This window comes from Psychrobacter fulvigenes (assembly GCF_904846155.1).
Classification (GTDB): domain Bacteria; phylum Pseudomonadota; class Gammaproteobacteria; order Pseudomonadales; family Moraxellaceae; genus Psychrobacter; species Psychrobacter fulvigenes.
This window is the reverse complement of the sequence record NZ_CAJGZP010000001.1, coordinates 2,088,250-2,101,414: the sequence shown is the minus strand read 5'-3', so window position 1 is coordinate 2,101,414 and position 13,165 is coordinate 2,088,250. Positions and strand designations below refer to the sequence as shown.

At 44.5% G+C, this 13,165-nt stretch carries 12 protein-coding genes and 2 pseudogenes; 7 read left to right on the top strand and 7 right to left on the bottom strand.

Annotation, left to right across the window (positions count from 1 at the left end; translation table 11 throughout):
• Window positions 1–34: 34 nt before the first annotated feature.
• Genes JMX03_RS08920 through JMX03_RS08910 form a run of 3 tightly spaced genes read left to right on the top strand, consistent with a single transcriptional unit; the run spans window position 35 to window position 3,337 of the window.
• Window positions 35–1,339 carry an efflux RND transporter periplasmic adaptor subunit gene (locus JMX03_RS08920; protein ID WP_201596223.1) on the top strand — a complete coding sequence of 435 codons (1,305 nt, stop codon included), beginning with the start codon at window positions 35–37 and terminating at the stop codon, window positions 1,337–1,339.
• A complete protein-coding gene (locus JMX03_RS08915; protein ID WP_201596221.1) occupies window positions 1,336–2,568 on the top strand; it encodes an ABC transporter permease in 1,233 nt (410 codons plus the stop codon). The genes JMX03_RS08920 and JMX03_RS08915 overlap by 4 nt, the downstream gene beginning before the upstream one ends.
• A gap of 28 nt (window positions 2,569–2,596) precedes the next feature.
• Entirely contained in the window at window positions 2,597–3,337 is a 741-nt protein-coding gene (locus JMX03_RS08910) for an ABC transporter ATP-binding protein (protein WP_227695547.1), read from the top strand.
• Between the two features lie 36 nt (window positions 3,338–3,373).
• Here the strand turns inward: JMX03_RS08910 and JMX03_RS08905 are convergent, their stop codons facing one another.
• The 6 genes and pseudogenes from JMX03_RS08905 to JMX03_RS08885 form a co-directional block, all read right to left on the bottom strand.
• On the bottom strand, window positions 3,374–3,958 hold the full coding sequence (locus JMX03_RS08905; RefSeq protein WP_201596219.1) for a TetR/AcrR family transcriptional regulator: 585 nt from the start codon (window positions 3,956–3,958) through the stop codon (window positions 3,374–3,376).
• A 182-nt stretch (window positions 3,959–4,140) separates the two neighbouring features.
• Complete coding sequence (gene yghU / locus JMX03_RS08900; RefSeq protein ID WP_265090498.1) at window positions 4,141–5,001, bottom strand: glutathione-dependent disulfide-bond oxidoreductase; 861 nt, start codon at window positions 4,999–5,001, stop codon at window positions 4,141–4,143.
• A gap of 23 nt (window positions 5,002–5,024) precedes the next feature.
• Window positions 5,025–5,708: a glutathione S-transferase family protein gene (locus JMX03_RS08895; protein ID WP_201596215.1), complete on the bottom strand. Its 684-nt coding sequence runs from the start codon at window positions 5,706–5,708 to the stop codon at window positions 5,025–5,027.
• A gap of 132 nt (window positions 5,709–5,840) precedes the next feature.
• Window positions 5,841–6,062 carry a hypothetical protein gene (locus JMX03_RS15355; RefSeq protein WP_227695545.1) on the bottom strand — a complete coding sequence of 74 codons (222 nt, stop codon included), beginning with the start codon at window positions 6,060–6,062 and terminating at the stop codon, window positions 5,841–5,843.
• A gap of 46 nt (window positions 6,063–6,108) precedes the next feature.
• Window positions 6,109–6,549: pseudogene (locus tag JMX03_RS15350) on the bottom strand (YbfB/YjiJ family MFS transporter); the annotation flags it as partial.
• A gap of 474 nt (window positions 6,550–7,023) precedes the next feature.
• The gene (locus JMX03_RS08885) at window positions 7,024–8,223 is read right to left on the bottom strand and encodes a sugar transporter (RefSeq protein WP_201596211.1); all 1,200 of its coding nucleotides are present in this window, start codon (window positions 8,221–8,223) and stop codon (window positions 7,024–7,026) included.
• Window positions 8,224–8,678: 455 nt separating this feature from the next.
• On the opposite strand from JMX03_RS08885, the gene JMX03_RS08880 reads away from it, so the two are divergent.
• Window positions 8,679–9,386, top strand: a complete 708-nt coding sequence (locus tag JMX03_RS08880) for a hypothetical protein (protein ID WP_201596209.1) — start codon at window positions 8,679–8,681, stop codon at window positions 9,384–9,386.
• A gap of 191 nt (window positions 9,387–9,577) precedes the next feature.
• On the opposite strand, the pseudogene JMX03_RS08875 reads toward JMX03_RS08880, so the two are convergent.
• Window positions 9,578–10,859: pseudogene (locus JMX03_RS08875) on the bottom strand (IS256 family transposase).
• A gap of 223 nt (window positions 10,860–11,082) precedes the next feature.
• On the opposite strand from JMX03_RS08875, the gene JMX03_RS08870 reads away from it, so the two are divergent.
• The 3 genes from JMX03_RS08870 (at window position 11,083) to JMX03_RS08860 (ending at window position 13,159) form a co-directional block, all read left to right on the top strand.
• Window positions 11,083–11,448 carry a hypothetical protein gene (locus tag JMX03_RS08870; protein WP_201596207.1) on the top strand — a complete coding sequence of 122 codons (366 nt, stop codon included), beginning with the start codon at window positions 11,083–11,085 and terminating at the stop codon, window positions 11,446–11,448.
• A 15-nt stretch (window positions 11,449–11,463) separates the two neighbouring features.
• Entirely contained in the window at window positions 11,464–11,685 is a 222-nt protein-coding gene (locus tag JMX03_RS08865; protein WP_201596205.1) for a hypothetical protein, read from the top strand.
• Window positions 11,686–12,244: 559 nt separating this feature from the next.
• Window positions 12,245–13,159, top strand: a complete 915-nt coding sequence (locus JMX03_RS08860; RefSeq protein WP_201596203.1) for a hypothetical protein — start codon at window positions 12,245–12,247, stop codon at window positions 13,157–13,159.
• The last annotated feature ends 6 nt before the right edge of the window (window positions 13,160–13,165 follow it).

Below are 13,165 nucleotides of genomic sequence, written 5' to 3'. Positions count from 1 at the left end.
TATACCTGCTGTTAATGTGAACTGGAGAAACCTATTGCGCGCTATAGGCTATAAATCTGTGCTTGTGATCATACTACTGATGCTAGCCGTGGGTTTTGCAGTATTTCGTTGGTGGCAAGGGCCATTAGTGCAAAGCTATACCGCTGTATCTATGCCATTAGTACAGACAGTAGTTGCGACAGGTCAAGTAGTGACAGTGTCGCGCACGCAAGTGGGCAGTGAGGTCTCTGGCGTGGTACTTGAGCGCTTGGTACAGGAGGGTGATCGAGTTGCCAAAGGTGATTTATTGCTGGTACTAAGTTCAGATGATATCGCAGCTCAAGTACGCCAAGCACAAACCGAGCTGCAAGCACTGGCAAGTAGTACGCGGCCACAAGCGCTAGTCGAGTTAGACAGAGCGAAAGTACAGTTGGCACAAGCTAGCCGTGACGTCGCCCGCAGGCGCGAGTTGGCAGCGATTTCAGCGATATCGGCTGAAGAGATGGAGCAGGCGGTACAGGCTGAAAACGTCGCCCGCACTATTCTGGAGGCAGCACGTCTAAGAGCGCAAGCGCTAGCCGCTGGCGGGGTGGAAGAAGCGCTACTTCGTGAACGCTTGGCGGCCCTGCAAGCTCAGCTCAACAAAACTGAAGTACGTAGCGAGGTATCAGGCACGGTATTGACCCGTGATGTAGAGCCTGGCGATTTTGTCCAGCCCGGGCGTACCTTATTCACCATTGCACTTGATGGCAGCACAGAAATCCATGTGCCGCTTGATGAGCGCAACTTATCGCGGTTGGCACTACAGCAAAATGCTATTGCCATTGCTGATGCTTATCCAGAGCGTCCCTTTCCTGCTCGTATTAACTTCATCGCACCGAGCATTGACCCGCAGCGTGGCACGGTTGAGGTGAGATTAAGCGTTGAGCCAGTGCCTGAGTTTTTGCGTCAGGACATGACGGTATCAGTAAATATCGAAACAGGCCGCCGCGAGCAGGCGCTAGTGATTGCCAATGATGCTTTAGCAAATGTCCAAGCGGACAAGGCAATCGTACTATTATTGCGTGACGGCAAGGTACAACGTCAGCAGGTAACCTTGGGCTTACGCGGTTTGGCCATGTCAGAGATTGTCGCAGGATTGAGTGCAGGCGACCAAGTAATGGCCGATGCAACTTCCTCTTTAGCCAATGGTGAGCGAGTACGAGTTGTAGCAAAAGACATGCCGTTTGTGGTTAGTATTATTGATGCAAATACCAGCGATTCAAACAGTAGCGCTTTAAGTAGCATAGATTCCAGTAGCGAGGGTCTAATTAGTGATGAGCAGGCTCCTCAGAAAGAAGCATCGGTGAATTCACAGTGAAAAACCTCTTTGGGCGACTATGGATTGACGCAACCATTGCGCTCAGTTTTTTACGCGAGGGGCGGGTACAGTCGCTCATGATAACGGTAGGGGTCGCCATCGGCGTGGCGGTGATCGTATTTATTACTGCTCTGATCCAAGGGTTGCAAGCCAATTTGATAGACAGCACCCTTGGTAGTCAGTCACATATTCGCTTGGTATCACCAGATGAAGTCAATCAAGTAGCGCCACCAGCCCCATCAGAAACAGGTACAGTGCAGCTGATTCAAGAAGATAAAAGGCCGCAGCGCTTACGCTCAATTAATAACTGGCAGCAAATAACCGAAACCTTGGATCAATTACCCATACTGAATGCCGTATCACCAATAGTATCAGGCCCAGCCTTTGTCAGGCGTGGTGAAGCACTAGAGTCGGTAGTGCTGGTCGGAACCGAGCTTGCACGTTATCAAAAAATCATACCGCTCGAAGACTACCTAATCAGTGGTCAGTTACGTGTTGGCGCTGACAATGTCATGATTGGCAGTGAGCTTGCCAAAGATCTCGGTGTGCAAGTGGGTAGTAAGCTGCGACTCGATACGGGTCAACAAGACAACACCGTGGTCAACGTCGCAGGTATATTTGAGCTGGGCGTGCGCGAGTTGGATGCTCGTTATGTTTATCTGGATCTAAAGCAAGCCCAGTCATTACTCAGTCTGCCGGGTGGGGTCACCGTCATTGATTTGACCGTTGAAGATATCTTTGCGGCAGAAGATATCGCAGAACAAGTAGGGCGCTTGACCTCATTGCAGGCTGAAAGCTGGATTAAGACCAATGCACAATTGATGAGTGGACTTTCTGCGCAAAGCTTATCTACCAATATGATTATTGTCTTTGTGGCCATCTCGGTCGCCTTTGGTATTGCGAGTGTGCTATCTGTTAGTGTCGTACAGCGCACTAGAGAGATTGGGATTTTGCGTGCCACTGGCGCAACCCGTCAGCAAATCTTACGAATATTCTTAATTCAAGGCGCTGTATTTGGCTTGCTTGGATCGGTACTGGGCAGTGCTGCCAGTTATATACTGATATGGGGGTTTAATACCTTTGGCCCAAGCTTGTTTTATATAACCGTGTCTATAGAGCTAGTGTTGTTGGCAATGCTGTTAGCAACGCTCACAGGCGTATTAGCGGCTGCTATACCTTCACGGCGGGCAGCAGCACTAGATCCGGTGGTGGCCATTCGCTATGTCTAATAATGAGTCCAAAAATGAGCCTACTTCTATGCCTGATAACTTTATGCCCGATAATAAGGCTAACGACACTCATGAAGTCCTGCGTTTAGAGGCGTTGCGTAAATCTTATAACATCGGCCAACCTAATGAGATAGAGGTGTTACATGGCATCGACTTACGCATCGATAACAGTGACTTTGCGGCACTGATCGGCCCTTCTGGCTCTGGTAAAAGTACTCTGCTAAACGTGCTTGGGCTGCTCGATAAGCCGACCAGTGGTGAGCTCTATCTGCTCGGTCAGCCGACTAGCGACATGGATGACGTTGGACGTACCGCGCTACGTGGTAATAGCATTGGTTTTGTGTTTCAGTTTCATCATTTGATTCAAGCGTTTACAGCGATAGACAATGTACTCATGCCACTGATGTTGACCCGAGGCCGACCAGATAAATACGCCATACAAAAAGCACGAGGCTTGCTGGCTGCGGTTGGGCTTGAGAAGTTTGCTGATACTAAGCCGAACGAGCTTTCGGGTGGGCAACAACAGCGAGTGGCCATTGCTCGGGCGCTTATCACTGACCCTGCATTACTATTAGCGGATGAACCGACTGGCAATTTGGATACAGTGACGGCTGCTGAAGTGTTTGAGCTGTTCCGTAAGGTCAATCGTGAGCGCGACTGTGGTGTGCTTTTGGTCACACATGATCCACGATTGTCAGCTTCCTGTGATCGTACCATCAATCTGGTAGATGGGCTGATTGAAAGTGATACTTTGAATGCTAAACGCTAAATAAGATTAGTAGATATCTTATTAGAAAATACCTTCTTAAAGAATACCTTCGAATATACCATCAATGTACTTTTCTACCGCATCCGTATCACTGCTCACTTGCGCATAAGTTCTCAGACCTATGACTTGAATTTGAAAGTAGCGGGCCAGTTCAGCTGGATCTTTATCACTGCTAATTTCACCATTATTAATGGCTTGCTGAAAGGTCTTAACAAAAGAGGATTCAACACGTTCTAAAATGCTTGTCGCGTGAGCAAGCAAATCTGGACTATCGTTTTGCGTGAGCTCACCAATGGTTTTGACTACCATGCACATACCGCTGGGTGCAGTGCCTTTGCTACAAACAGTGACGCTACGAATGAAGCGTTTTAGGCCAGAAATTACTGTTTTTTCTTGGGCAATACTATTGGCAAGATTTGCAGCACCTTCTTCCGCATAGCGATTTAATGCCTCTTTAAACAAATTGTCTTTATTACCAAAAGCGGCATAAATACTACCGGGGCGCATATCAACGACATCTTGCAGATTTCTCATAGAGGTGGCGTGATAGCCCTTTTCCCAATAGAGATTTTTGGCTTTTTCGATGACATCATCACGATTAAACTTCGCTTGTGCACTCATAATTTTCACCTTGAAAGCTATTGTCTTATCAAAACTATTGTTTTATTAAAACTGTGTCATAAAATTTGGAAAACCAAGTCACACTATTATCATTTGGAATTGATAACCTGTCACTTGGTTTTTATTTACGATGTGTGGTCAAATTCATCTTTTAGTCAGAATATGCCATTGTTAATAACTGATTATTCTGGTTTTAACGCCAACACTTTATCGATATCTGTCGCACTATGGCGATTTTCCAGTTGTTCCCATTGTTCACCGTGAGTACGGTTAACGATGCGGCCACGCTGTACGGCTGGTCGCGCTAAGATGGCTTTTGCCCAGCGCTGGACATGGGTGTAATCATCGACTTGCAAAAAGTCCTTTGCCTCATACTGATTACCCAACACCAAGTTGCCATACCAAGGCCAAGTGGCAATATCAGCAATACTGTACTCATCACCAGCAATAAATTCATTTTTTGCCAATTGCTTATCGAGCACGTCTAACTGGCGCTTGGTTTCCATTGTAAAGCGATTGATGGCATATTCAAACTTTTCGGGTACATAAGCGTAAAAATGCCCGAAACCGCCCCCTAAGTAGGGCGCAGAACCATGTAACCAAAATAACCAGTTAAAGACCTGGGTACGTTTGCTGCCTTTTTCAGGTAACAAGACCCCAAACTTTTCAGCAAGATAAACTAAAATAGAAGCAGATTCAAATACCGCTTCAGGCTCAGTGCCAGAGTAATCAACGAAAGCTGGGATTTTAGAGTTAGGATTGATATCTACAAAGCCTGATGAAAACTGATCGCCTTCGCCTATATTAATCATATGGGCGTCATATTCTGCGTCTTTGCCTAATGCTAATAACTCTTCTAGCATGATAGTGACTTTTTGACCGTTAGGCGTGCCCATTGAGTACAGTTGCAAAGCATGTTTGCCCACTGGTAATTCTTTCTCATGGGTAGCACCTGAAACGGGACGATTCACACTGGCCCACTTACCGCCACTCTCTGCGTCATGCGTCCAGATTTTTGGGGGTATATATTGGTTTTCCATTATTATTCCTATTCTTATGTCTGTGGCTATTCAGCGTTTTTCGCAAAGTTTTGTGGATAGAGGGCACGTGCAGCTGCGTCATCAAAGTCAGATTTGAACTGAAAGTCTTTAGCAATATTGCGCGCTTTATCTACCGCAGGACGAGCGTTTATACTAGCAAACCAACGTTTGAGGTTAGGGTAATTGTTTAATCCTTCTTCGCCTAATACAAACGTTGCTTTATCGACCCAGCCCCAAGCGGAGATATCAGCAATAGAGTAGTCGTTACCAACTACATATTCACGGTCTTCCATATGCTTATCTAGCACCTCGTAATGACGCTCAGCCTCACGAAGATAGCGATTGATCGCATAAGGTATTTTTTCGGGTGCTTTATGTCTAAAATGCACAGATTGACCAGAAAATGGGCCCAATCCAGTCGCGACAAACATTAGCCATGAGAGCATTTCACCTCGGTCCTCTGGCTTTCCTGCCAGCAGGCCTGTTTTTTCAGCTAAGTACATCAAAATAGCCGTCGAATCAAAGACACGGTTGCCATCATCTTCGATAGCTGGGGTTTTACCATTCGGATTAATCGCGCGGTACTCAGGCGTATGTTGTTCACCTTTCATGGTATCTATTGGCATTAATTCGTACGCTAAACCTGTCTCCATCAGATAAAGAGCCACTTTCATAGGGTTAGGTGTTTGGTGAAAATAAAACTTAAGCATGTTGGTATCCTTAGACGGCTCGAAAGGTTTAGGTGTTAGTCTTACAACCACTATAAAGAAAAATGAACGACCGTTCAAGTTGTTTTGAGCAATCGTTCATTTAATTGGAGTTAACTATAAAAAGGCCTCTTACTAAACAGATTTTTGCGGACGTAACAACAAAGCAAGTCCAATCGCGATAAAAGCTGCGATGCCAGACACCATATAACTGATGCTAAAGTCTCCCGTGATTTCTGCGAGATAACCTGCTGCCACTGGCCCAAGAGCCTGTCCACCCGAAAAGGCAAAAGTCAGCGCCGCCAGCGCACTTGCCGCCGCTGCAGCTCCAAAATAATCGCCAGCACAGGCCGCCATAATGACAGGCACGCTCCAAACCACTAAGCCAACCCATTTGCCAAGACAGTAGACCAGAGGTAGGTAAGAGTTTTGGTACGACGAAGCCCGATAGAATAATGCCAAATCCAGGGCCTGCCATGACGAGTCCTAAGGCGAGCCCACGATGTGAAGGGAAGAACCAATGTGACATCACGCTCATCATCGGTAAGACCACGCCACCGCTACCGATGCCAGTCAATACGTAAAGTGCGCAGAGTAGGGGAAAGCTTGTGGTAAAAGCCATACCGAGCATAGAGACGGCGATTAAGAGAAGGCTGGCAGTACCAGTGATTCGAGTACCAAATCGAGGTATAATGAGCGGGCTTAAAAGAACGGCAACCAGATATCCTATCAGGTTAGTGAAGCCCAATATTCCGCTTTGAGTATAATTTAATCCCAAAGAAGAAGACATTGATGGTAGCAACATACCAAATGCAAATCGTCCTAAGCCAAGTCCACAGAACATTGCTATAGAGCCTGTAGCGGCTACAATCCAAGCATAATTTAAACCGCCTAGTCTGATAGGAGGAGTGCTATCTTGGTCTTCTTGTCGAATGATTTCATCATGCATCACGAATCTCCGATAAGTTGAAGAATTCGAAAGTTCGTAATGCTCGTCATAATTTTATTTAGATCGAAGAAAAATACTTCCCTGTTTTGAATCTTATTCATATAGCTTTCGCTCCTTGCTTAGCTATTTGTGTCAACTAGGCTGTGATACCTGTTTCTTCCGATATGGCAATTGATTGTATCTATACCCTATGAATAATCATGCCTATTTCAAACGAGTATAGCTTCACCTGAACGTTCGTTCAATTAGTATTTGACTAGATTGTTGAAATGATTTTTACAAGCAACACCAAAAAAAATGCCAGCCCATTAAAGTGGCTGACATGTTGATTGCTGCTATTTGACTTTAGCTACAACTTTGGCTTTTAAGCTAGCCGAGTCTTTTACTTAACTCAGGAAAGCGCTTTATCATAAATAGCATCAGTAGCAGCGCCGCACTAGCGATAGCTGCCCCGACATAGCCCACGCTTGATATCGAGAGATGCGTCACCGCATAACCGCCGAATAGCGCACCCGTACCAATTCCCAAATTGATAATGCCTGAAAACATCGACATCAGCATGTCTTGTGCATTGACATCGACCATAATGACTTTAGCTTGCATGGAGATAATAAGCAGCATAAGCGCAGCACCCCATAGTAAGGCAATTAGACTAAGCGCCCATATAGAGGTCACGGCATACAACAGCACGAGCATAGAGAGGAGCATCAGAACAGTAGATATCAGCATCAATCTGGTATTGAACCTATCACCCCAGCGACTGAATATCACACTGCCTGCAATCCCTGCGACACCGAACAGCAGCAGGACAAAAGTAGCCGAGTTTTCGCTGACTGAGCCGACCTGACGCATGAAAGGCTCGATATAAGAATAAGCGGTATAGTGCGCTGTAAAGACCAGTAGGATGAGCAAATACAAGCAGACCAATAATGGGTTTTTCAGCAGTTCTGGAATTTTTCTAAAAGAGCCTTCAAACATGCTCGGCAATGTTGGCAACAGTCTCATTTGCAGCACAAATACGATAAAGGCAATACCGCCAATACCGCCAAACGTCGCGCGCCAACCAAACCATTGACCGACCAAGCGCCCTAAAGGCACACCTAGCACCATCGCTAATGAGGTACCCGTCGCAAGTACGCTAAGTGCTAATGCCTTCTTGCCTTCAGGTGCCACGCGTATGGCGATCGCGGCTGTAATGGACCAAAATATCGCATGCGATAGTGCAATACCTACGCGGCTAATGAGCAGTACATCAAAGCTCCATGCAAACACGGACAACACATGACTGGCAATAAATACCGCAAACAAGCCTAAGAGTAAGCTTTTACGCTCAAATCGACTGGTCAGTAGCATCAGCGGTAATGACATGGCAGCGACAATCCACGCATACAGCGTCAGCATCCAGCCCGTCTCTGCTGTGGTAATAGAAAAGTCTTGGGCAATGTCGCTTAATAAGGCGACGGGAACAAATTCTGTGGTATTCATAATAAATGCGCTGACGCCCATCAAGAATACTTGAAAATACTGAGTCCGACGAGCATCTGAGCTCGCCTCAAGATTGTGTTTCATAAGATCCAATACGAGAAAATGCTAGGGCGTGTCTTCGCTCGACAAATAATAAAAATGAGTACAAGCCCTAATACAATAAGAAGATTAGCCAATAGCGGAGTAAAAATGCTGTGTGGTACACACCTTTGGCGATATAAGAGTGGCGAGGCAAGATACCAAGTCAAAGGCATTAGTGAAAGGGCTTTTTTGCTAAGGATTGTTAATTAGGCATTTTTAAAGTTATAAATTGAGATAAGTTATAACTTTTGCCAAGCGCTATCGCTTGTTTCGAACTAAAGCTTTTTGTATAGCTGTCAATAATATGGATTTTGCTCAAACAGACTGTATATCTAAAAGCCATCGAATAAGGGATAATAGGCGTTATGGATTCTGCGACACTATAATAGCCAATATGAGCCGAAAATTATAGCCACAGACATCCAATATCGCAAACTTATATAACAAGGCAGTCCTGTATGACCAAAGATAATCCTTATAATTTTTTGCCGCTACAACCTACCGGCAGAAACGAGACAGACAACGTAAATACCTATGCTCCTGAAGACATGATAAAGATATATGAGCAGCAGTTTCTCACGCAAGTGCCTGAAGACCAGCTAACTGAGTTTTTACCCGCGCTGAAAAGATTTTATGATATCGATAACAACACGTTAGACATCAGTGCGGTCATTTTTGATGCCATAGCTGACGCTACTATCATCTATAATCACAAAGTAAAAGCAGGCGGTTATCAGATAGTAGGAAGCTTAGTCACAGAGCAGATTGAAGTAGACGGAGACGAAGAAGGTGATGAAAGCCTAGACAACCAAGCCTATACGATAGACTGTATGCGCACGTTTTTTATCAATGATATAGAGATACCTTATCACTTTAATTTATTTATCCAAGGCGACGGTTATTCTACCTTGACCGAAAGAAACACCGTGCTAGAAAAAATATACTGGCTAGCAAATGTTGGGTTCGAAGAGCCTGTATTAGGCGATTTTGAAGACGATTCTGACAATATAGCAAGCTTAGCGTCTATCAACGAAGAGCTGATTAGCTTAGGTATCAGAGAGATGGATCTGAACACCATACATCAATTGGTCAATTATATTGAAGACAATCTGATTGATGATGACATGGCAGACACGCTGAATACCCTAATAGATGATGCTGAATAGACTGGAGCTTAGTTGTAGGGTGCTCATTATTGCTATTAGGACACCCTTATGTCTTGACGAGAGGCATCATTAATATGACTGATGATACTCTTTTATAAGCGACATTAGCTGTCGTATTGCATTAACACCTATCTAGACAGACAGTATCACCCTTACTACTGAGCCCATCCCGAATTCTGTGTAACTGCCCTTTAGATTAAATGCCTGCTTATACGATCATCAAACATAATCATAAAGCGATTAAGAGCAGACGTCCAGTTACGAATCGGCATCGACCACTTCTTGGATGCCTGCTGTGTTGCTAGATATACCACTTTAAACGCTGCCTGATCAGAGGGAAATACCTTACGCTTATTCACCGCCGTACGAATCACGCTGTTTAGCGACTCAATAGCATTGGTGGTATATATGACTTTTCTAATGTCTTTAGGGTAGCCAAAGAACACCGTTAAGCCCTCCCAGTTATTACGCCAAGACTTGATGACATGCGGATACTTATCGCCCCACACCTCATCAAAGTGTTCAAGATTGGCCTCTGCTATCTCAAGCGTATCAGCGCCGTAGATGGCCTTTAAATCAGTCGCTATTGCCTTCTTATCTGTCCAAGGTACAAACTTCATTGAATAGCGTACCATGTGCACGATACACAGCTGAACCTGAGCGTTGGGGTAAACCGTATTGATGGCATCAGGAAAGCCCTTTAGACCGTCGACACAAGCGATTAGGATATCTTGTACCCCGCGGTTTTGTAGTTCAGTGAGAACGCCAAGCCAGAACTTAGCGCCTTCATTCTCTGATAGCCACATGCCAAGCAGCTCTTTTCTACCATCAAGTCCCACGCCTAGCGCCAGATAGATTGCCTTGTTGATAATCTGCTTATCTTGACGTACTTTGACGACGATGCAGTCTAAGTAGACGATAGGATAAACACTGCTCAATGGCCGGTGCTGCCAAGCGGTGATATCGTCAATAATATTGTCAGTGACTCTTGAGACAAGAGAGCTTGAGATATCGACATCGTAGAGCTCTTTAATGCTCTCTACAATCTCGGTGGTGGTTTGACCTTTGGCGTATGAGCGAGGATCAGCAAGTGTCTGGGAGACACTTGCCCGAAGCGCAAGACGGAAGGCTATGCCTGTAGTGAAATATGATTTTATCATCAAGGCCACTAATACGGGTTTGATGCTTGCGCACTAGTGTAGGTTCAAAGCTGCCACCGCGGTCTCTTGGAGTGGAGATCTCAAGGTCGCCTGTGTCGCTACGGACGGTCTTTTTAGTATGACCGTTGCGCTTATTAGGCTTGTCTGCTTCTTCATGCTTGGGGTATCCAAGATGGTCTTCCATCTCAGCTTCTAAGGCAGTGTCGATAAAAGATTGCATGAGCTGCTTTTGAAAGTCTTTGATGTCATCAAAGCTGTTCATGCTACCAGCCATTTGCTCGGCCAGTTTCTTGATATCAGATTGGTTAGTCATTGCTTATTCTCCTGTTAATGGATTATAAGCAGTTACACAGAGTTTGGGAAACTCCCTTGCTACTATGTAAGCACATCGTGGGTTTAACGCTACTTCCAGCACGATGAAAAACAACCACTGGTAAAACGCACAACCCCTTATTACTCTGCATCTTTCAGCAAAGTAACTGTGCTTTTACCTTTATAAGTACAGTTACATTCGCCAGAGTATAAGGACACATCCCATGCCCCATTCTAGTCAATATGCAAGCACATTGCAGGCTTTAATCCTACAGCGGGTTGACCAAAAAAACCTATCACATGCCCAAATAATCCAGTCTATGGGCTATCAGACTCACATTAAAACCCAAACTAGAGCCTTAAAGCGTTTAGAGCATGTCTTGTCGTCGCCAGAATTAGGGCTGACCAAAACCAGTTATGATTTTAAGTACTCATCCGCTGAGTTCGCTCATGCTCTGTGTAGAGTGTTAGATATTGAGAAAGATCAATATTTGCCACTTTTACAGCAGTTGGAGCAGTACGCGCATAAGGTACTCAATGCCACCATGCCCATCGTTTATGCAGATGTTACTTTTAGCGATAACTTCTAACCCTCATTTATGAGCATGATGGCTGTTTCTAAGTTTAGAACAGTACGGTTGGATGATGAGGTGCGCTTATTTGATAGATGCCAACAGCGACAAGTGATTGATGAAGTGGTTCGAACGCATTACACGGCTATGACAGGAAATATCCCTTTTGATGGGGTTATCAATGGCTATCGAGTGTCGTCTGAAAATGATGATGGTCAAAAAGAATACCTTTATATCCCCGCTGATTTTGCTTAGTTGCCTTTAATACATTTTTTACATATCTGATAAGTACATGCTCGGTGAATGATACAGACCTACTAAAAGAAGCTAGGCGACACCAGCTGTCGCAGGTAATATCAAAGCGCTTTATTTTTATCAAATTTTATACTATAGTTATTGAGTCAGGCAAAAATGACTGGGCAAACAGTTAACCCTCGGGGCGCAACGCCTCACTTCTTAACTGAGTTGTTTTTAATAATATTGTTTTTCTTTAATCCTAAACACCTTCGCCTGCACAAACCCAAAAACCATAGTTGTTAATAAGCATAAAGATTGAACACAAAAACGCTCGTTAGTCTTGCAAAAATGTTGATGATGCGACAATAAAAAGCAGCGCCTAAAAGCCAGTTCACCATAAAACTGCTGCCTTGCCAAATCGATTAATCTACTTCTCTTTATAAATACTAACTTATAGATAATAACGTCATTTAATAAAATGGCGAACAGACTTGGCTTGCTCAAGATCAGCATCAAGCAAAGAGCAACCAAAAAAAAGTGACAAACAAACCAAAATCAAAATAATAAGGATATGACTATGACAAAGTTAACGTATGAATTTGAGCAAAAGCGGTTAGACAATGTGCAGTGGGCAGATGGCGCAAAGCTGTCTGGTTTAACGGCATTGGCAAGTGATGAGCAGGGACGAGTACGAAACATGCCATTATTTTATCTTAAGAGCGTTTCTGTGGACGATTATGAAGATGATATTTACTTTGTGAACAATACCGATGAGACGCTAAGCTTTGTAGCGCCATTTGAACCCTATCGAAATATAATAGAGGCAAGGGCTAAATTAGGCGATGTCAGTGAAGAGAATTTAAATAAAGTAAAGCTTTATAGTAATGACATGGACCGTTTATACACCGATGTATTACCCAAGCAAGGGGTGCGTATTGGTAGCAGTCATATCATTTATGACAGTGATGCGCTGATGCAGTGGCTGATACATTTGCCCTTTAAGGGGGCGGAGACGCATTACGCCATTTGGCGCTTTAACGTGGTGGAAAAGGGCGGTATTGGTGGGTCTTATCCACTACTGTGGGAGGATTTTAGTAAGCCCTCGCACATGGTCAGTGCTGATTGTCTGTTTGAGCGAGCCGATATGCCAATAGAGGTCAGTATTTATGAAGAGCGCTGTGCGCTGTTTGAGCGGCTTATTGGCTCATTTGGTGTGTCAAATGCCATATACGTATTGGCTATTAATGATGTGCTCTATCGATATTGCGTGGGCTGGAGCGCGCCCTATAGCGAGTCGGATATACAGGCACAAGACATTGCGCGTAAATTAAAAGAGCAGAAGCCAAAGGATGCGCAAGCAGTGAAAGATATTGTCCAAACCGTTTATGATTTTTGGTTTAACAAAGGCTTTGCAAAAAATATCTCAATGCAGGCTTGTGAGGAGATTTTGGGTTTATATCAAGCGCAGATTGCTAGCCAAAAAGCGGTTTAACTTATA